The organism is Petrimonas sp., from assembly GCF_963921705.1.
GTDB classification, from domain to species: domain Bacteria; phylum Bacteroidota; class Bacteroidia; order Bacteroidales; family Dysgonomonadaceae; genus Petrimonas; species Petrimonas sulfuriphila.
This window is the reverse complement of sequence record NZ_OY997410.1, coordinates 3,388,311-3,409,020: the sequence shown is the minus strand read 5'-3', so window position 1 is coordinate 3,409,020 and position 20,710 is coordinate 3,388,311. Positions and strand designations below refer to the sequence as shown.

The window sequence follows — 20,710 nt, the reverse complement described above, 5'->3', positions numbered from 1 at the left end:
TACTTTTGTGGTCGAATTTATCCCGTTTTTTAACAAAAAAGCAACTGAAACCGGATAATCATGGAAAAGAAAAACGAATATATCGATAGGCTGCTTCAGAACTTACAAAGCCTTGAAGCAAAGGTTTCCGCCATCAAACAGGATGAGTCTGTTTCTTTCTCTTTCTTTCGCGACGCGTTTCAGAAGGGGCAGGAGGTGATGCGTTTGCTTCATGAACTGGAAATGTTTCAGATAGAAGATATGAAACACCAGATGGAGAAACTGCTGTTGTTCTTGTCGGAAAGTAAACTGCGAAAGCCTGAAGAGGAGGTGAAAAGTATTGATCCGCCTGCTGCGCAGGAGGAGAAGTTAGCCCACATCCGGAAAAATGCTTATGCGGAAGGTCTCGCTTTACCCACATACACCAATCCCAGGAATACAGAATCGAAAAAAGAAGAGGCCTCTGAGGAGTTTTCCGGTGTGATCCGTTCGGTAAACGATGTTATTCAGGCACCTCCTCCCAAGTTGGATGTCAAACGCGGGCTGAGCCTGAATGACCGGTTTTATTTTCAGCGAGAATTATTTGATAACGATCGTGAAGCGATGAATGCGATGATGATCCGCCTCAATGCATTCGATAATTATGGAGATACCGAACGGTATTTAAGAGAAAAAACCTCGTGGGATTTTAAGGACGAGAGGGTGAAAAGTTTTTTGGAACTGCTGAAAAAGGGTTTTGAGTAAATTGTAATTGCTCTGCGTTATGAGTCGCTGTGTTGATGTTTTCTCCCAAACGATCGAATAGCGATTGATTTACAGCTAAATAAAAACCGAATAACAATTAAAATGGGAAAGCTGGTAGTTGTACCGACCCCTGTCGGAAATCTGGAAGATATGACGTTGAGGGCGATTAACGTGCTGAAAAGTTGTGATTTAATTCTTGCAGAAGATACACGGACAACCGGTTTCCTATTGAAACATTTCGGCATTGAAACCCGGATGCAATCGCATCACAAGTTTAATGAACATCAAACGTCCATTTATATTGCAGAGCGGATCAAAGGGGGAGAGACCGTTGCGCTCGTATCGGATGCCGGTACTCCGGCGATTTCCGATCCGGGATTCCTGCTTGTCCGTGCCTGTGTAGAGGAAGATGTTGAGGTGGAGTGCTTGCCGGGAGCAACAGCATTTGTTCCGGCTCTGGTAATGTCGGGGCTTCCCAACGACCGGTTTTGCTTCGAGGGGTTTTTACCGCAGAAAAAAGGTAGGCAAACCCGGTTGAAAGAGCTCGCTGAAGAGTCACGAACGATGGTTTTCTACGAGTCACCTTACCGGATAGTAAAAATGATAACGCAACTGGCTGAATTTATGGGCACAGATAGAAAAGCATCCGTTTCGCGGGAAATATCCAAAATATTCGAAGAAACCATTCGTGGAACATTGTCGGAACTTATCGAGCATTTTACGGCTCATGAACCCAAAGGAGAATTTGTGATCGTTGTAGAGGGAAAATCAAAATAAACATTTTTGAACTGAATTCGTTTAATAACAATAAAAGTATTGAATTATGAAAAAAGTATTCATTCTATTGCTCGGCGCAGGAGTTTTGTTTTCTTGTACCAATTTTGGAAAGAAAGTGACCGAATCCGAAGAATATCAAAAGTTGCAGGCAGAACGAGATTCATTGCAGGCGGTTTTGAAAACGTCGGATGCCGAAACCCAGGAAATGATGGCTGTGATCAGTGAAGTTGAAGCGAATTTCGATAAGATCCGTGAAGCGGAAAAGTACATTTCAACTCAATCCGCGCAAAGCGGGGAGATGAGTCAGGATACTAAAAAAAGAGTAAGCGATAACTTCCAGATGATTCAGGAGATTTTGAAACGAAACAAAGCTCAACTGACGGAACTGAACAGGAAGTACGCTTCCAGCAACAAGCAGGTGGCGTCGATGCAAAGTACGATTGACCGGTTGAACAAGGAAATGCAGGAAAGTTCTGCAAGGCTGGTGGTACTGCAAGGGGAATTGGCTAAACGCGATGCGACCATTGCCCAATTGTCGAGTGACATCAGCGAGCTGGCTCAACATGCGGAAGAACAGTCTTCGACCATCAAAGAACAGGACAAATCGTTACATACGGCTTATTATGTTTTCGGTACTGCCAACGAGTTGAAAGAACAAAAAATTCTTTCGGGAGGTTTCCTGAAATCCACTAAAGTGATGCAGGATACTTTTAACAAGGATTATTTCCTGCAAATCGATGTCCGTGAAGTGACGGAAATTCCTTTGTATGCTCCCAAGGCTAAAATCTGGTCGACGCATCCCGAGGGAACTTACGAGTTCGTAAAGGGAGCCAACGACAACCTCACTTTCCAGATCACCGATACTCAACGGTTTTGGAGCCTCACGAAGTATTTGATTATTGAGGTGAATTAAGAGCGAAGGGGGAAATTATGAAAAAAATAGCATCCTGGGCGTTTATTGCGTTCAGGATGTGTTGTCTAAAGCATTACTGATTTTTGGTCCTCGAAATGAAATATAAAAACCTTTTTATCGATCTGGACGATACCCTGTGGGATATTCACCAAAACGGCAAGGAATGCCTGGAAGAGATTTATTCGGATTACGGTTACAATAGGTTTTATCCTACGTTCGATGATTACTACAACGTTTATATGCCATCCAATCATCATCTGTGGAACTTATACCGTCTGGGTGAAATAAGAAAGGAAGAACTGATTGTGGAACGTTTTCTGGTTCCGGTCAGGAAGTTTGGAATCGAGGATCCGGGATATGCCAAATCGTTGAGCGACGATTTTTTGGAGCGTACCACCCGAAAAACAAAGCTGATCGACGGCACCTTGGATCTTCTGGATTATCTGAGGCCGAAATACCGGATGCACATACTCAGCAACGGGTTTCGTGAAGTTCAGTTTAAGAAAATTGAGAACTCGGGTTTGCAGCCCTATTTCGATAAAATTATTCTTTCGGAAGATGCAGGGGTGAATAAACCGCATCCCGGTATTTTCACTTACGCACTGAAAAATACCAACTCCCGCCGGAACGAAACCCTGATGATTGGCGACAGTTGGGATGCAGATATTGCAGGAGCACAAAAGAGCCGTATCGCACAAATCTGGTTTAATCCGGCGAATCTTTCATCCGACGGGTTTGAACCAACCTACACTGTGGAAATGCTGGAAGAGATAAAAGAGTTGTTGTAGTTTTACTGCCTCCTTAGTGGCATGGTCATGCATCTCGGCCCTCCGCCTCCACGCGGAAGTTCGGATCCATCCAGTGTAACCACACATTTCACGGACGTTTCCATATCGAATCTTCCGCTTATCACATCGTCGGCCCGTACAATTTCAAATCCCTTTTTATTTAATTCTTCCAACGTGTTAATGTTTCGGGCATACGAAATTACTTTGCCGGGTGCGATTGCCAGAAAATTGGCTCCGCTGTGCCATTGTTCCCGCTCTTGGTCCCAGTCGTCGGCCCTTCCACCACAAATGACCGGTTCGACCTCCATGCCCAGTTTTTTCAGTGCTGCCGGGATATTGTTCGTTGGGGAGATTTTAACCACTTTCCCGTTTTCGATCTGGATGTGTACGGTTTTGTAGGGATTGCTGTTTAATATCAGAGGTTTATAAACCATGGCGGTATTTTTGTCTAGAAAGGTGAAAGCCATGTCCAAATGGATAAACGATTCGGGTGTTTCCGGTAATTGTTGAACAATAACATGTCTTTTGCTGAGCTTTTCCCTGCACAGCTCCTGAATCAATAGATCGATGGCTTGGGGACTGGTGCGTGCTCCGCTTCCGATTAACAGCACATCTTCACGTGCGACCAATACATCGCCCCCCTCTATTTTCACGGAGGGGTTGTTTTGTGAAGCATCATACATGTTAGTGATCTTGCCGTTGAAAAACAACCCGCTATTGAAAATCGCATCCATGATAAACGATTCTCTCATGCGCACCGCATTGGCCATCTTACAAACCAACGAGGTGTTGCCAATGGTTACCGATGTGTCGCGCGTAAAATAAAAATTGTATAAGGGCTGCAACGCATAATACTCTTCTTTCAGAAAGTCGGTCAGGGTCTTTACCTGCATCGGAAGCCCTTCAATCAATATTTTTGTTAACTGGGATGAGGATAATTCCAGGAGATAATCGAAATAATCTTCTACCTGTTCCGTCACACAGATTTTTTGAAGCAACGATAATCGTTGCCCGGGAATTTCCAGCACTTTTTCAAGCAGGTCGGAAACTTTATATACTAAAGAAGTTTTTTCCAGTACACCTTTTAACTGGGCATATTCTTTTTGTGCGATAGAGAGGTTAAGGATGTCGCTGTAGAGTGCCCGCTGAGCATTTTTTGGTGTCATGTTTTCCACTTCAGGACCCGGATAGTGCAACATTACCGCTTCCAACTTTCCGATTTCCGATTGAACGTTCAAGGTAAGTTTGCTCGTAGACATAATGCGTAAGATTTGATTTAAAACACAAAAATAGTAAAATTTAAGTTATCCTGTTTTTTAGACACGTGTATTTTTATAATTGAAAGCTTTCAGTATGTCAGACATGAGTTGTCGTTTTGAAAAAAACAAACCGAATAATTATCTTTTTGATAAAAATTATTATACCTTTGTTTCAGAGAATTAACTCATTTAATCTTCATTGTTATGAAAAGAAATGCCATTATCATTGGAGCTTCCGGAAGGGACTTCCATAACTTCAACACGTTTTTCAGGAAGAATAAGGATTACCGTGTGGTGGCTTTTACGCCATCCGATGCCATACGGTGACCTGGCCGGCCATGGGTTACAGCGATCGACAACTGAAGGACCTGGAAACAACCATTAACCGTGCAGATTGTGATACGGTTGTCATTGGCACACCCATCGACTTGAATCGGTTGATCCACATTCAGAAGCCCGTTGTTCGGGTTCACTACGATTTGCAGGAAATAGGCACTCCTACGTTGAATGAGGTATTGGATGATTTTGTGAAGCGATGTAAGCTGGGATAAAGGGTTTGCCGGGGGCGGGCCTGTTTAACTGAGGTGCTCCTTCAACGATTCCACCCACTTTTCGATGCGTTCGTCGGTGAGGTCGGCGTCGTTGTCTTCATCCAGCGGTAATCCCACAAAAACGCCGTTTTTTAATGCCCTGGAGTAATCGAATTGGTAGCCGTCGGGAGAAACTTCACCAACTGTTGTTGCTCCTTTTTCCGAAACTGTTTCGTACAAAATACCCATCGCATCCACGAAAGAATCGGGATAAATGAATGAGTCGCCCAACCCGAAAAGAGCAACTGTTTTCCCCGTCAGGTCCATTTTTTCCAGCTTGTGGTAGAAATCAGACCAGTCATCCTGCAAATCCTTTACTCCCCAGGTCGAAATGCCGAGGATAAGTACATCGTTGGAATGAAAAGCTTCTTCATCACCGTCGTAAATGTCGATCAGGGCGGGAGAGTATTCCGATAGTCTTTCAGCGATTTTCTCCGCAGCTCTTTTGGTGTTCTCGGTGCTGGAGCCGTATATAATTGCAATTGACTTCATAGGATTATGTGATTAAAAAAATGATGTTGCAAAGTTAACATTTAGTTTCATATCCGCAAACAGAAAAGCGTGCGTCGGTTTTGAGCCGCAGTACGCTTTTGCGGATTTCCTTTTCCGTGAACAGTTTGTTTACGGTGCAAACGTGGAATAGATCCTGAAACTGTTGGCGGGAATGGCAATGTTCATCGTTGAAGAGGTTACGTTCAGGGTTTCCGGACTGTTCATGTAATTGTACCATGTCCCTGTCTTCGGGAATGTTGTTGAAGCATTCATGGCTGTATTCGTGAAATTGCCAACGACAACTATCTGCTTGCTGTTTCCGAACGAGGAGAGGGTGAGGAAACGGCCTCCCGTCCAGTCGCTTGCTGAAACTTTCCAGTTTAATGTGGCGGTAGATGTAAACAATTCACTGTGGTTCTTTCTCAAATTGATCAGTTTTGCGTATGTATCGTGGAGGGCTTTTCGTTGTGAAACATCATAATAATCCCACTTGATAGGTTTTTTACCGGTACGTCCGTTTTCATCAATCGAAACATCGTATCCTAATTCACCAAATTGCCATACCATCTTAGGTCCGGGAACAGGGAAGAAGAAAGCTGCGTTTGTAGCCAATTGATTCATTCGGGCTGTTAAATCCGAATGAAGAGGTGTTTGGGCAAAAGCCACCTGTTTGAAAGCAGCACGCTCTTCATCGTGGCTTTCCATGTACGATACCAAACTGTTTGCCGGACGGGGTGGGTTGGCATTGTAATAGGTTCTCGAGAAATCTGAACGATTGGGATTGTTCTGGTCAATCGGATAACCCATCGCTGTTTGACAGTAGGCGTCGTTCATATTTCGCCATACCATCATTCCGGCATTACCGAGCTCGGTCTCTTCCCTGTCGTCGGCAAAATGTTCCAAAATTACCAACGCATCCGGTTTTTTTGCCTTGATGACCGAATGGTATTCCTTCAGGTATGAGATTCGGTTGGGATCGTATATCCTGAATACACCATCATCTGAAGATTGTTTTTGCGTAAAACCTTTGCTGAGATCAAAACGGAAACCATCAACATTGTACTCTTCCAACAGGAATTCCAGGTTCCGTTTCACGAAGTCACGTACCAATTGATTGCTGTGGTTGAAATCGTGGAATACGCTAAACGGATGTGGTGCGGTAACATTAAAATAGGGGTTGTTTGCCGCTGTGCGGTTGTTCGCCGTATCCCACCACATTTTAGCAAACGGATTGGCACCGGTGGCGTGGTTGTATACTACGTCCAGAATCACTGCTATGCCTCTCTGGTGGCACGCATCGATAAATTCCTTGTACATCCGGTCGGTGCCGTAGGCCTTGTCCATGGCAAAGAAGAAAGCGGGGTTATACCCCCAACTATCGTTGCCGTCGAACTCCTGCACCGGCATCAGTTCAATGGCATTTACGCCGAGCGACTGCAGGTAGTCCAGCTTTGCCATCGCCCCGTTGATATCTCCGGTTGCGGTGAAGTCACGGAAAAGCATTTCGTAAACAACCAGATTTTCGGGAGCGGGGGTTCTGAAGTCAGAAACTTTCCAGCTGTATGTATCGGGCCGAGTGTTGAAAACCGATACAACCCCAATTCCACCGGACGGATAGGTTTTATTCTCCGGATAGGTGGATGACGGAATATATTGATCGTTTGAAGGGTCGAGAATTTTACGCGAATACGCATCGGCAAGCCGAATGGGATCTGCACCGGTTTTTCCGACATAATATTGGAAAGCATATTCTTTTTTAGCATCCAATCCCGTAAGTGTTATCCACCACACTCCTGCGGTTTCGTCGCGAAACATTTGCGATTTTTCGTCGTTGGTTAACGTCCAGTTGTTAAAATCACCGATAACGTGAGCAAAATCTTTTCGCGCTCCGCTTTTGTCCTTATCGTATAACACAAGCGTAACTGTGCTGTTATTTACGATGTTGATCCCGTGCCTCACACCTGCAGGAAGTGTTTCTGTTTTAACCGCTCCGGGTTGGAATGGTTTATACATGCCATCGGTAACAGGGATAAAAAAATCGTTGTTAATTCCTTTTTTTGTACCATCAGAACTTCGTACAATAATACCGAGCTTTGTAACCGGTGTTGTTCCTGAACCGAACCAATGCCGAATGCTTGAAGAAAGTTTTATGTTCCAGACATTGGTTGCGACTTTCGTCATTTTGTATTTTGTATTGTTATCTGTCCAGGAAGAAGGCTGAAAGATCCACTGTCCTTCCGAAATAACTCCGGCATAAAGGTACACATCGCCCATATAACCGAATAGAGGGGATGTTGATGCTGCTTTAAATGTGATGGTGAGTTCCTTGTCCGCATCTGCTGCTTCGGGACTCCAGGAGACTCCTTCCTTGATGGTGGACGGTTTGGGTTCGGTATCGGGCGGTATTACCGGGTCATCCCCGCAAGAGAGGACGAAGAGGAGCGGCAACAGGTAGAGAAAGGTTTTAACGGGATATTTCATTGTAAATTTCTTCGTTACGAATTATGCATATGACGCGATCGTGTTTGTTTACTGCAGCAGCAACACCTCTTTGGGAGAAAGGGTAAGCCTATCACCTAAAGGGAGGGTTTTCCCGGAAAGAAAATCCGTTGCACTGCTCAACCCTTGTAAAGACTCTGCATAGCGGTCAAGGTTTATTTCCACATCGTTAGAGGTGCCGTTCATCACCACCAGAACTTTCTCGTCGCCTAAGAAGCGCTCGTAAACATAGACCCCTTTCTGCAGGACGTAGTGCTTCATTCCTCCACGTGCGATCACCTCGTTTCCTTTCCGCCAATGCAACAGTTTTCTGAGAAAGTCGAATGCCTCGTTCTGGAGAGTGTCGCGTCCCTCCCGGGCAAAATGATCCGATTTATCACCGGGCCACCCGCCAGGCACATCTCGCCGGATATCTCCGTCGCTGCGGCTCTTGTTGCCGTTCATCAGCAGTTCGGTGCCGTAGTAGATCTGTGGCGTTCCGGGCATGGTGAGCAGGAAAGTGATCGCCTGCTTCCAGCCGGAGAGATCCTCGGGATATTTTTTCAGGAAGCGGTCGGTATCGTGGTTGTCGAGGAAGCGCAACACATTGTAGATATCGGGATAGATAAAGTCGTAGGTCATGTGGTCGTAGATGCTGTGCAGCCCCCCGTTCCATTCGGTGGTCTCCTCGAAGAAGGCGCTGTGTGACAGGCTCATAAAGCGGAAGTCCATCACCGACTTCAGTTGTGTGTCGTTCGGGTTTAACGGGCTCCCTTTTTGCCAGAAGGCGGTGCCGATGGGATTGTTCAGCCACGCCTCACCCACGATGTTGTAGTGGGGATACTCTTTCTCTACAGCCTCAATCCACTCCACCATCATCTCATAATCGGCATAGGGGTAGGTATCCTGTCGGATGCCATCCACACCGGAGTACTCGATCCACCAGATGCTGTTCTGGATGAGATACTTTGCCACATGACGGTTGCGCTGGTTGAGGTCGGGCATGGTGGGTACGAACCAGCCGTCCACCATCCTGCTCTTGTCATACTCCGATGCATAGGGGTCGAAGTACATCTCTTTCATGTGCGATGTCTGCACATACTCCTCCAGGTTGTTGAACCAGTCGGACGAGGGTACATCCTTCATCCAGGGGTGGTCGCTGCCGCAATGGTTGAAGATCATGTCCATCACCACCTTCATCCCTTTCTCATGAGCGTCGCTGATCAGGTTCCGGTACTCCTCGTTGCTGCCGAAGCGGGGGTCCACGCGGTAGTAGTCGGTGGTGGCGTATCCGTGGTAGGAGCCGCCTTCCATATCGTTCTCCAGCACCGGGTTGAGCCATATCGCCGTGACGCCCAGGTCGGAGAGGTAGTCCAGCCTGTCGGCGATCCCTTTCAGGTCACCACCGTGTCGGGCGTTGGGGTTGTCGCGGTCCACCTTATATTCGGTGCGCATCGCTATCTGGTCGTTTGAGGGATCGCCGTTGGCAAAGCGGTCGGGCATGATCAGGTAGAGCACGTCCGACGGGCCGAAGCTCTCGATCGCCAATCGTTCAGGGTTGCGTTCCTTCAGCTCGTAGGGTACGGTGATTTTTTTCTTTCCGTTGGTGAAGACCAGGTCGAAGCTCTCCGGAACAGCTCCCGTGAGATCGAGGTAAATAAGCTGGTAGTTGCGGTTTTCGAGGGTCACCACCTCCTTGATTGAAATGTTTTCTGATGTGACGGAAGTTGTGAAATCGGCAATTCTGTCACCGCTCACCATCAGCTGCAGTTCGGTTTCTGCCATGCCGCTCCACCAGAAGGAGGGTTCCACGTTAATTTGAGCTTTAACTAACAGTGTTGAGGAGATTAGGAGTAAGAATAAAATTATTTTATGCATAATCTTGAATGTTAGTGATTGTATGCTGGATAAAAGAACTGTCAGGATTAAATTGTCCATTTTATCCTGACAGTTCTATAGAATGACTTGAATCATCATTTTTAAAGTTGCCAGATCTTAAATTGGAAAGGTTGCAACGTCAATATTGACGGGAGTGTCTCCGTCGATTGATTTGTCAGGTCTTTTCCCTTTTCATGGGCAAATTCTATGGGTATCTTGGTTTCCTGTACCTGGTCAGAAGTGTTCACCATGATCAATACTTTCTCATTGTTACTTTTACGGAGGAAAGAGATTACCTTGCCAGTATTATCATAACTCTTGAGTTCACCTTTCCTTAAAGCTTCAGAGGAAGTATAGATATCCATGATCATCCTGTACTGATCGAAATATGAAATATTACTTTCCCAGTCGATCTCCCGAAATCCGAAGAATGAGAGAGCGGAGGGATACCCGATTTCCTGTGAACTGTAAATCATAGGTGACCCTCCCATTGTTGCTGCAATCACAAACGCTGAAAGAGCCCCTTTTTCACCCTTATAGGCCTGAAGAGGCGAGTGTTCTGAGGCCATATCATGGTTAGTGATGTATCGCATGCGTTGTTTCCCCTCAGGGACACCTTGATACTCTTTCTGATGGGTGTCAAATATACTTTTTACAGTAGTTTTGCCACTATAAAGATCCTGAAGTTTATAGGCAAAATCCCAACCATATACCATATCAAAACCGTAGGAAAAAAGATTGGTATTGCCACCTTCAGCCAGCATCAGTAGATCATCACCTTTTATGGCCTTCAATTCCTGGATAGCGTCTTCCCAGAAATCGCCCGGTACACCTTCTGCATAATCACATCGGTAGCCGTCAATACCTGTTTCCGTGATCCAGTACTTCATGGCATTGATCATCTCAAGCCTCATCTGACTGTTTGCGTAGTTCAGGTCGGCTACATCATTCCAGTTCATTCCAGGGGGAGAAACAATATTTCCGTTTGTGTCCTGTGTGTACCACGATTTGTTCTCTATCCAGTTATTGTCCCACGATGTGTGATTGGCCACCCAGTCAAGAATCACTTTCATTCCTTTGGCATGTGCGTTGGTAACGAGTGACTTAAACTCATTCATTGTGCCATAATCATCGTTGAGCTTTTTGTAGTCCTTGATGCAGTATGGTGAACCAATGGCCTTGAGCTCACCCTGCTCATACACAGGCATGATCCAGATTACATTTATATGCAACTTTTCCAGGTCATCTAACCGGGATGCGACTTCGTTAAAAACATTCTTCTCCGTAAATAAACCGGGGTAAACTTCGTAAATCACCCATTCATTCCCAGTTTCTTCAACTGGAGGGTCGGTAATAAGAGGATCTTCCGTAGTGCCACTACAACTTATGAAAAGATACAGGGGCAACAGAACAGGGAAGAATAATATTCTTAACTTTTTATAATCGATTTTCATGTTGGGTAATTCAATAATTTTTCAATACAATTTATGGTGTTATAACCACATAGCCGGTTGCTGTGATCTCATAGTAGTAATTATTATCAGCGACAATGACAGGGCCATCGAACTGGGCTCCTGCACCGTTGTTGTTGAAGATGAGATTCAGCGATTTTCCGTTTACGTCAGCAGGCAATTCGAAATAATTATAGGTCACACCGCCGACCTCTTTCGTGCCGGCAGGAGCGAGTCCCGGCCATCCCGGATCGGAAACGCCATCACCATAGTAATAAAGCGCCAATGCGTCCCATCCGCTGTTATCGGCAACATACACAATATGTCCCTGTCCCTCATTCGGATCGACCTCAGTCGCAGCTTCAGCTGTGATTGAATAATAGTAGTCTCTGTCAACAGTTATGACAGGGCCATCGAACTGGGCTCCTGCACCGTTGTTGTTGAAAATGAGATTCAGCGATTTGTCGTTGAGGTCAGCAGGCAATTCGAAATAATTATAGGTCACACCGCTGACCTCTTTCGTGTCAGCAGGAGCGAGTCCCGGCCATCCCGGATCGGAAACGCCGTCACCATAGTAATAAAGCGCCAATGCATCCCATCCGCTGTTGTCTTCAACATAGAGTATGAAACCTTCTGGACCTCCTTCTGGATCTATTTCAACCCCTCCGGTTGTGGTTATCTGGAAATAATAATCCCGGTTCAAAACGACTGGTAAGTCTGCTAACTGTGAATTGTTGCCGTTGTTGTTGAAGATTAGATTGAGTGCCTTGTCATTCATATCTTCACCCATCTCGAAATAGGTGTAGGTAACCCCGTTGATCTCCTTTGTTCCCGTTGGTTGTAAGCCAGGCCATCCTGCAGGTTCAGCATCACCCCATGCATATAACGCCAGTTCATCCCATCCCGTTTGATCATCCACAAACACAGTGTAACCATTGTAGGGAGCCACATTGGGATCAACTTCTTCAAAGCTGTTTTCCGTAATCATTAGGTAAACATCACGGTCGAGCGTGAAATCTAGCATCGCATCGAACTGCTTCCCATTGTTGTTGTTATTGAAAATGAAATTCAATGTTGCATCTTTAGCATCTTTGCCCATATCAAATACGGTGTAGGTAACGCCATTGATCTCTTCACTTCCGGTAGGCAAGATTCCCGGCCATCCGGCAACTTCCAGATCACCCCACACATACAATGCCAGTTCGTCCCATCCAGTTTGATCATTCACATAGATACTGTAACTATCTTTTACAGGCTCTCCAAAATAGGACTCCCAACGATCTACCCATACATTAGTGAAACTTCCGATTTCAACATCCAGTGTATGGATGACTGTGTCATTTTTCACCGAACGTTCTCTACCCTGCTTTTTTGCATGAAAGGTGAAACCATCAGCCAGGGTTTTACCCCCTTGAAACGATGAAGGTATCAGGTAGATACCCCACTTCACATTGTTTTCAGGAGTTTTCTCCAACCGCCATTCTGGATTTCCGATAGCATCTGCTCCCCCATTAAAGTCACCAATGATGTAATATTCATCATCAGCAATACTTCCCTTTGGCATAATCACTTCCAGTAGGATTGCATTTTCTTTTGTCGGGAATTGCTGTAACTCATGCTCAAAAACGATTTCTTCCAGGTCATTGCATCCGCTGAAAAGAGTGATGAATGGGAGCAGCAGCAAAATGTATATTATTTTTTTCATAATTGCTTATCTGTTGAGATTATTGATAATTGGGATTTTGTACCAGTCCGGGATTGACCATCAATGCAGACGAAGGTAAAGGGAACCATTCGTACTTTCTGTCTCTTATTGCAGGAATTTCTTTCCCGTCTTCTGTTACACGTCCAAAGAACCACCACTGCCCTTGAGTGAATTTGTCAAAGCGGCGCAAATCAGTTCTTCGACGACGTCCCTCGGATAGGAACTCCAGTCCCCACTGGCTCAACATCCAATCCATGTCGAATTCAGTAAACCCGGGTCCCGGCTGATCCTTCACAACTGTCCAGTCTGAGGCCGAGAAATAACGCTGTCTCACACTGTTAACCAGCTCCTTGGCTCCATTGGAATCACCTGTTCGCATTTTACATTCAGCAAGCATATAGACCACTTCAGCCAATCGGAACTCTACTTCGTCAATATCCTGAAAATCGATTCCAGCTGATGAAGGGTAGATGGGGTATTTCACCAATCGTAAACCAGAGGTTGCTTCGCCCCAGCGCGGAGACATCACTGTTTCCAGTTCTCTTCCTTTCCCGAGGAACGTGCCTACCTGATCAACGTAGACAATATTCTGTCCATCTCTGTCGGCGTCAGCTTTCAGCGGGTCACCTTTGCCATAGTTTGCCTTGATTTCACCCTTTAGGAACATTCCTTTATAATTGCTTGTACCCTCGTCATACATGTAATTTTGTTTACGAATGTCACGATTGTCAAATCTTTCATATACAGCACCCAGTTTGTCATTGTAGGGAGCTTCCAGGAATGACTTCGGAGAGGTTGTGCCGCCTGAGGGTAGTACTGTACCCGAATTGTCAAAAGAAGGTGTCAAAATTGTACAGTTCCATCCGCTTTGATTGTAAGTACCCCCAAAATAATCCCATATATTGTAGGGTAGGAAGGGCATGTTCCGCATCCATCCACCGTTCAGTTGTCCTACTTCAAAAGAGAAGGCCATGATCACCTCTGGGGAGTTCACGTTCTCAATAGAGAAGTTCGTTCTGTAGTCGTCTGCAATCGAATAATCGCCATACTTGTTGTTCAGTATATCCTGACTGATCAGGGCACATTCATCGTACATGGGTTGTTTGATGAAAAGCTCTGCATTTAACAGGAGCCGAGCCTTGATAATTCTGTTTACAGCCTGGTTCATCCTGTTAACGGAGTTTTTTGTCAGGTTGTCCACACTTGCGTCAAGTTCTTCGATCAGAAAGTTGAATATGATCTGGCTTCCTTCATCAAAATCGGTTGATGCGCTTCCGGGTATTTCGGAACCAGCCGAAACGTTGAGGGGTAGGGCCCCTCCCCATACCTCGTAGATATTGTAGTATGCCCAGGCACGAAGGGTGCGTACTTCAGCGATATAGGTCTGCATTTTTTCTTCACTCATTCTGAGATTGGCAGGATCCAGGCTTTCCAGATCCTCTATAAGAGTATTGCATAACCCGATGGTAGTCCATGCGGTTTCCCACGTTTGTCGAATGATTTTTGAGTCTGGAGTCCAGGTGTGACTCGATAGGACAAATTTCTCTGCTTCATCCCATCCCCAAAGGCCGCCGTTCCATGTGCGCCAAGCTACCTGATCTGCTGAAAACTCCTGCAGATACCAGAAATACTCTATGTAACTTAATGCTCCCGTCCCATATATGGAAGCAACAGCACTCTTCACACTGCTCTCATCCTGGTAGTAGATGGAGGAGTCAACCCTGTCAAACACCTCTTCATCGAGATCTAAGCAGGCAGTCATTGAAAGACCAAGCAGGGCTAATATTATAAGGTAATTTTTTTTAGATTTCATATTGATTCAATTTGTATCGATTAATACATCCAATCGCTTGCTTATTTGAAATTGAGTGTGATTCCAGCACTTACCTGTGTCGCTGTGGGGTAGGAGCTGTTGCTGTCAACCCCAGGTTCAATACCGTTTACTCTCACAATGGAAGGATCGTTGCCGGTATAGTTTGTAAATGTAACCAGGTTCTTTGCCGAAAGGAAGCAGCGCACATGATCAAAATATTTGTTGGTCTTGGGTTTCAGGTTATAACCCAAGGTGACATTTTCAAGTTTCAGGTAATCACCTTTTTCAAGGAAGAACGAGGAGATTACACCTCCACCGGTTGAAAGTTCATTATTTTCCGTATATGCAGTACGGTATACATTGTCCGTTCCGGCTCCTTTTAATCCCATGCCATAGGTTCCCATATTGAAGATATCGAAACCGAATGCACCCCTGAAGAATATGTTCAGGTCAAAATTCCTGTACCGTAGTGTGTTGTTCCAAGAAATGAAATTAGATGGAGTGCCGTTTCCAATGTAGCGTTTGTATTCTGGATTGGCATCTCCAACAGCTACGGGGTTATTGTCGTTGTCATAAATCATCATCTGCCCATCCTCTATACCGGCAAACTCATAACCATAGAACTGACCAATCTTGCCACCTTCCTGAACACGAAAGAAGTATTCGCTGGTGCCAACACCTGGTTTTAGATAGAGTTCCAAGTAAGAGGCTTCATAGATCTCGTTTGATAGCTTTTTCAATTTGGTTGTTCCATAGGAATAATTTATTCCCGAGCTCCATTGTACTGGTGTATTTTTAAATATGTCAACATCCAGAGCAAACTCCACTCCTGTGTTTTGTGTTGTCCCTACATTGACAAGGATGTTTGGATAGACAAAGGGTGGCTGGGGTGCCGTATAGTTATAAAGTAAGTCTTTAGATTGACGGTCGAAATAATCTATTGATCCCCTTAACCTGTTCCATAGTGAATAATCAATACCGATATTCGTGCTGATACTCTTTTCCCATCCCAGCAGCGGGTTTGCGTTGTTGGATGGTGCATATCCTTTTACCCATTCTCCGTCAATAAAATATTGGGCTTTTGTGCTGTAAGTGGCCAGTGACTGATATGCTCCAAAATCAGAACGACCGGTGACACCATAAGAGATTCTTGGCTTTAGACTTTGGATCCAATCAGAGTTGGACTCCATAAAACTCATGTTGGCCAACTCCCAAGCAATTGAAGCTGAAGGAAAAGAGCCCCATTTGTGGTCTTTCCCAAATTTTGTGGAACCTTCATGACGCAGAGAGAGGGTGGCCATAACCAGGTTCTTCCAGTTATAGTTCACTCGCCCGAAAACACCAATCAGTTTAGAGAGTGACGCTCCCGTACCCATACTTGCTTTTCCATCAGCAAGAAAACTCCCACTACCCAGGTCATGCCACTTAATATTGTCGAAAGTAAAATCGTTGTTTGATGCCTGAAGTCGTTCCCAATGAGATTCTTCGTATGAGTAACCCGCAACAGCCTTGAAACTGTGGTCGCTTAAGTCGAGCGAGTAGTTTAAAAGCCACTCAAGACGGTTCGTATACCATTTTTGATATTGAACGTTGGCTCTGCCTTTGTATCCGCCCCAGAAAGACTCGCCTGAACTGGAGGGAGTATAATATTGTTGTTTCAGGTCGTCATAATGTAATGAATAGCTCAGAGAGGTGTTCAACAGTTGGTTCTGTTGCTGAATAAGATTGAGCTTCGCTTCAGCAGTCCCCAGCACATAAAGACGCTGACCGTTGTTGTCAATCTCTTTCATTTCTGCCACCGGGTTGCGTGCACCCGTGGGAGATGTGGGCTGGTAATAGGTGCCGTCTTCATTGTATACCGGCATGGTGGGATTCATGTTAAGTGCAGTATCAAACATCCCAGTATTTCCCCAGTCTTCATTGACCCTTCGTGCATTGAGTGATCCGTTTAGCTGAAGTCTATTCTCAAGCATTCTCTGTTCCAAGGTAAAGCGCCCGGCAAACTCCTCGCGAGCAGATATGATGTCAATTCCGGTTGCTTTCTTGTAGTTGAAGGAAGCACCATAATGTCCTTGATTTGTACTCCCGTTAATCGAAAGATATTGGTTGTTGTCGTAAGAGAAATCTCTTTTAAGTAAGTCGTACCAAACAGTATTATCTCCATAGTCTGTTCCACGACGTGATCGGCGAAACTCTTCCGGTGTTAGTACGGCCCTGGGTGTATGTGCCAGATTTACACCTATCCAGCTGTCATAAGTAACCTGTGCTTTCCCGGGTGCTGCGGCACCTTTCTTTGTGGTAATCAGGATAACGCCATTCGCACCGCGCGTGCCATAGATGGCGGCAGATGCTGCATCTTTCAGCACGGTCATCGATTCAATATCCTGCGAAGAGAGGTTCCGTATGTTCCCACCGGTAACGCCATCAATCACAATGAGCGGATCGTTCGATGCGGAAATTGAGGTGGCTCCGCGGATCTGCAGTGATGAACCCGAGTTTGGATTTGCCGATTCGGTGTTATTCACATTCAGCCCGGCTACTTTTCCTGTCAGTAACTCCATTGGATTGCTGACCGCTCCTTGTTGAAAATCCTCTTTGTTTACCTGCACGATTGAGCTGGATAGCTCTTTTTTGCTCAGCGAGCCATAACCAACCACCACTACCTCGTCCAGCAGTTCGGCGTCTTCTTCCATAACGATAGGTATTGTTGTCCTGTTGTTGATGGAAATCGATTGTGATCTGTAGCCTATATAGCTGATCTCCAATACTCCGTCTGCGGGTGCCTGAAGGGTGAAGTTTCCGTCATAATCGGAAACTGTTCCCGTTGAGGTTCCCTGAATCAGGATATTGGCTCCGATGATCGGTTCGCCTGCAGCATCCGTTACTGTTCCCCTTACGTTTATCGCAGAGCCCGTTTGAGCACTGACCGATAAAATCATTAGCATGCTCGACAACACTGTCATCAAGAACGCTTTCCTGCTTTTTTTTAAATTTACATGCATGTTTGTTAACGTTGTAAGATTAACTGATTTATACTTTTCTACTCTCTACTTTTTTCGCAGAATTACATTAATTATAAGTAAATGACGGCAAATGTGTTCTCATTTATTCATATTAATTTCCACTCTTGACACAAAAGTAAGGTTAAAGCAAAAAAATGCACAGATAAAACAGTCTTTTAACTCTGTTTACCTGTGCAAACGATTGCATTTTTAAGTGTAAAAAATAAACTATCAGTAATTTACGGTTTTTGAACGAGTGCCTTATGGTAGGAAAAAGACGGAGGTTTTCACTTTTTGTTTTTGGATTTTTTGATCAGGTTTTTGCTTTTTCCGGAAATGGCTCTCCGTAATCCGATAAGGAATCGTTTGCTTGGGTTGGATTTTATATAGGATTCAATATGACGTTGTTTTTTCTCTTCGAGGATCTGGTTGATCTCGATAAGAATACCTGATTCTTCCACGTCTCCGAATTCGTCGTTTATGGAAGTTCCGAAGAAACGCATGGTGGGTGACAATCCCATGTAGGCATTGATGAGCGGTGGAATGTTTAACCCGAAGCTGCGGACTTCCCGGTTCAGAACCTTGTAGTCTTCCTTGAAGTTTTTCCCTTTAAACAGGTGTTTCATCTTGCCTGTATCGGTATTGGTGACAAGTTGGCTGATTGGGGTGACTAGTTTGTCCGGGTCGGGAAAATGCAGGTGCATAAAATACAAGATCATGTTGCGGGCTTCTTTGTTATAGGTCCCGTACATGGTTACTTTTCCGAAAAAATACCTCATTGAAGGATCAATTACCGTGAGTGCGCCCAGGCCGTCCCAAAGATTATCAAGTGCAAAGATGCCTTTGCGGCTGTGTAAGGTAGATTGATACTCGAGAGAGACGAACGATCGGCCTAATTCTACGGTGTACGGCAAGTAGTTTTGCAGGAAATCATCGGAGAAGTTTAATAAATGAGCGGTGGCGAGCATCGGCTTACCCTTCTCATCAAAATCTACTTTTTTACCCATAATGAAGCGGTATCCGCCTAGAATCTCTTCCTTTTCCGGATCCCAGACAATAAGTTGATGATACGGATGCTCCATAAGGTCGTATTTGTCGATATCGGCTTCTAGTCCGGTTCCTCCTCCATAGTGACGGAAAGCAATTTCACGTAGCCGCCCCACTTCCCTCATGAGATTAGGCGAATCGTGGGCAGTGAAGATGTAAATTTCGTTGTTGGCCTTGTTGGTGGATCGTATTCTTTTTCCTACGGTTAGTTCGTTTTTTATGAGGGCTTTATCAATCGGATCGATTATTTTTTCCATACTTAATTAATCTCTTTTTTGGGGTAAATTGTAAACAACGGTTTTTATCTCTTCCGCCCATTGCAGGTGGCTTTTTGATTTATTCAACGATTGCCAGGGTATGGGTTCTCCAAAAGTGATGTGGAATGTTTGACCTTTGTTCTTGAACATTTCGCCTGGCAGGTATATAAGTTCTATATTGAATTTTAGTCCCAATGATTTGCGGATATTGGCAAAATTATAAAAGAAGTCTGAGTTTTTCGCGTCGAAATGGACGGGGATAATATCCCTTTTGTGTTCAATAGCTTTTACGACAAAGTTTTTCATCCATTCCAGATCCTTTATCCGTCCGTTCTGTTTTCGGGAACACAATCCGGCGGGGAAGGTAATGATTTGGTTGTCTGACGTGTAGGCTTCGTTTATGGCAGCGGCCGATAGTTTGGCCTGTGAACCATATTTGTTGACCGGAACAAAAATGGATTCGAGGTTCCTGATGTTTAACAAAACATCGTTAACCAGGTATTTGATTTTCCCCTTATATTTTTCCCCTAAATAAGCCGATAGGCAAATCCCGTCCAGGCCACCCAGCGGGTGATTGGAAGCAAAAACAAATTTTCCCTCCGCGGGAATATTTTCTTCCCCGTGGATTTTTAGGTTGACTTTAAACTCTTTATCCACCAGGGCGAGCATAAAATCAACACCCTGCTTATCCCGGTTACGCTCGATGATCGCATTTAATTCATCCTGATGAATGGTGCGCTTTAAATAATTAACGACAAATTTGGGGATTTTCTTGTAGTGTTTTTTTGCTTTAGCCTGCAAAACACCATCGATATCTAATTTGAAATCAGTTTTTTCCGACATAATGACTTTCCTACGGACTTACAAAAATACAAAATAATTAAGAATAAAGGACAAGCAGATCTCATTTATTTAAAACGGTAGAAATATTCTACACTATTTTATGGGATTAAATAGTGTGTAAGTTGCATCTAATCAGCATTTAAAGAACTTGTTGATAACTTTATTAAAAATAATGTGTGGAAAAGTGGGGGAAAGTGGATTTATTTTGTAATTTTACCGCAAAAATCATAGAATTAAGAATATAGTGTTGCAATTCCTGGGAAATATTGAAGCAAAAACCGATGCGAAGGGGCGGATATTTGTGCCGGCAGTTTTTCGTAAGCGTCTGCAGGGTGCAGAAGAAGAGTTTTTGGTGCTTCGCAAGGATATTTTTCAGGATTGTTTGGTACTTTATCCCGGTACAGTCTGGGAAAACGAGATCGAAACACTCAGGAGCCGGCTCAACAAGTGGAACAAGGAGCAACAGCAGGTTTTCCGTCAGTTTGTGCTCGACGCCGAACGGATTGAAATGGATGCAAGCGGGCGAATTTTAATCCCTAAGCGCTATATGGTGCTGGTGGGTATCGAATCTGAAGTTCGTTTTCTGGGTGTGGATAATACTATTGAGATATGGGCGAAAGAAAAACTCGAAAAGCCGTTGGTTGATCCCGATGAGTTTTCAGAAAGGTTGCAAGAGCTGATGTCCTGATGTGTC

Annotated in this window: 17 protein-coding genes; 7 read left to right on the top strand and 10 right to left on the bottom strand. The window is 44.7% G+C overall.

Translation table 11 applies throughout. The features are described 5' to 3' along the window. Window positions 1-60 precede the first annotated feature (60 nt). The 4 genes from AACM02_RS14345 (at window position 61) to AACM02_RS14330 (ending at window position 3,201) form a co-directional block, all read left to right on the top strand. Window positions 61-723: a hypothetical protein gene (locus tag AACM02_RS14345; protein WP_214063726.1), complete on the top strand. Its 663-nt coding sequence runs from the start codon at window positions 61-63 to the stop codon at window positions 721-723. Window positions 724-825: 102 nt separating this feature from the next. After that, window positions 826-1,500, top strand: coding sequence for a 16S rRNA (cytidine(1402)-2'-O)-methyltransferase (rsmI, locus tag AACM02_RS14340; protein ID WP_214063727.1), 675 nt, complete (start codon window positions 826-828; stop codon window positions 1,498-1,500). Between the two features lie 46 nt (window positions 1,501-1,546). Then, window positions 1,547-2,413, top strand: coding sequence for a hypothetical protein (locus AACM02_RS14335; RefSeq protein WP_339117349.1), 867 nt, complete (start codon window positions 1,547-1,549; stop codon window positions 2,411-2,413). A 95-nt stretch (window positions 2,414-2,508) separates the two neighbouring features. After that, entirely contained in the window at window positions 2,509-3,201 is a 693-nt protein-coding gene (locus AACM02_RS14330; protein WP_339117348.1) for a YjjG family noncanonical pyrimidine nucleotidase, read from the top strand. 2 nt (window positions 3,202-3,203) lie between these two features. On the opposite strand, the gene AACM02_RS14325 is transcribed toward AACM02_RS14330, so the two are convergent. Beyond that, window positions 3,204-4,460 carry an arginine deiminase family protein gene (locus AACM02_RS14325; protein WP_339117347.1) on the bottom strand — a complete coding sequence of 419 codons (1,257 nt, stop codon included), beginning with the start codon at window positions 4,458-4,460 and terminating at the stop codon, window positions 3,204-3,206. Window positions 4,461-4,664: 204 nt separating this feature from the next. Here AACM02_RS14325 and AACM02_RS14320 point away from each other — a divergent pair, with 204 nt between their 5' ends. Next, window positions 4,665-4,787: a hypothetical protein gene (locus AACM02_RS14320; protein WP_339117346.1), complete on the top strand. Its 123-nt coding sequence runs from the start codon at window positions 4,665-4,667 to the stop codon at window positions 4,785-4,787. Window positions 4,788-4,798: 11 nt separating this feature from the next. After that, the gene (locus tag AACM02_RS14315) at window positions 4,799-5,011 is read left to right on the top strand and encodes a hypothetical protein (RefSeq protein ID WP_332457062.1); all 213 of its coding nucleotides are present in this window, start codon (window positions 4,799-4,801) and stop codon (window positions 5,009-5,011) included. A gap of 24 nt (window positions 5,012-5,035) precedes the next feature. On the opposite strand, the gene AACM02_RS14310 is transcribed toward AACM02_RS14315, so the two are convergent. The 9 genes from AACM02_RS14310 to AACM02_RS14270 all read right to left on the bottom strand — a co-directional run bounded on the left by AACM02_RS14310 (window position 5,036) and on the right by AACM02_RS14270 (window position 20,016). Beyond that, window positions 5,036-5,542: a flavodoxin gene (locus tag AACM02_RS14310; RefSeq protein ID WP_214062002.1), complete on the bottom strand. Its 507-nt coding sequence runs from the start codon at window positions 5,540-5,542 to the stop codon at window positions 5,036-5,038. A gap of 129 nt (window positions 5,543-5,671) precedes the next feature. Continuing rightward, on the bottom strand, window positions 5,672-8,023 hold the full coding sequence (locus AACM02_RS14305) for an alpha-amylase family glycosyl hydrolase (protein WP_339117345.1): 2,352 nt from the start codon (window positions 8,021-8,023) through the stop codon (window positions 5,672-5,674). 48 nt (window positions 8,024-8,071) lie between these two features. Continuing rightward, entirely contained in the window at window positions 8,072-9,898 is a 1,827-nt protein-coding gene (locus AACM02_RS14300) for a glycoside hydrolase family 13 protein (RefSeq protein WP_339117344.1), read from the bottom strand. A 101-nt stretch (window positions 9,899-9,999) separates the two neighbouring features. Then, on the bottom strand, window positions 10,000-11,352 hold the full coding sequence (locus AACM02_RS14295) for an alpha-amylase family glycosyl hydrolase (protein ID WP_339117343.1): 1,353 nt from the start codon (window positions 11,350-11,352) through the stop codon (window positions 10,000-10,002). 31 nt (window positions 11,353-11,383) lie between these two features. Beyond that, window positions 11,384-13,054: a hypothetical protein gene (locus AACM02_RS14290; protein WP_339117342.1), complete on the bottom strand. Its 1,671-nt coding sequence runs from the start codon at window positions 13,052-13,054 to the stop codon at window positions 11,384-11,386. Between the two features lie 19 nt (window positions 13,055-13,073). Next, a complete protein-coding gene (locus tag AACM02_RS14285; RefSeq protein ID WP_339117341.1) occupies window positions 13,074-14,867 on the bottom strand; it encodes a RagB/SusD family nutrient uptake outer membrane protein in 1,794 nt (597 codons plus the stop codon). Between the two features lie 41 nt (window positions 14,868-14,908). Further along, complete coding sequence (locus AACM02_RS14280) at window positions 14,909-17,812, bottom strand: SusC/RagA family TonB-linked outer membrane protein (RefSeq protein WP_339117466.1); 2,904 nt, start codon at window positions 17,810-17,812, stop codon at window positions 14,909-14,911. 344 nt (window positions 17,813-18,156) lie between these two features. Further along, window positions 18,157-19,173, bottom strand: coding sequence for a GNAT family N-acetyltransferase (locus tag AACM02_RS14275; RefSeq protein ID WP_332457068.1), 1,017 nt, complete (start codon window positions 19,171-19,173; stop codon window positions 18,157-18,159). Between the two features lie 6 nt (window positions 19,174-19,179). Further along, complete coding sequence (locus tag AACM02_RS14270) at window positions 19,180-20,016, bottom strand: 1-acyl-sn-glycerol-3-phosphate acyltransferase (RefSeq protein WP_339117340.1); 837 nt, start codon at window positions 20,014-20,016, stop codon at window positions 19,180-19,182. 244 nt (window positions 20,017-20,260) lie between these two features. On the opposite strand from AACM02_RS14270, the gene AACM02_RS14265 reads away from it, so the two are divergent. Further along, window positions 20,261-20,704 (top strand): division/cell wall cluster transcriptional repressor MraZ, encoded by a 444-nt coding sequence (locus AACM02_RS14265; RefSeq protein WP_214062673.1) that lies wholly within the window; start codon window positions 20,261-20,263, stop codon window positions 20,702-20,704. Window positions 20,705-20,710: the final 6 nt, after the last annotated feature.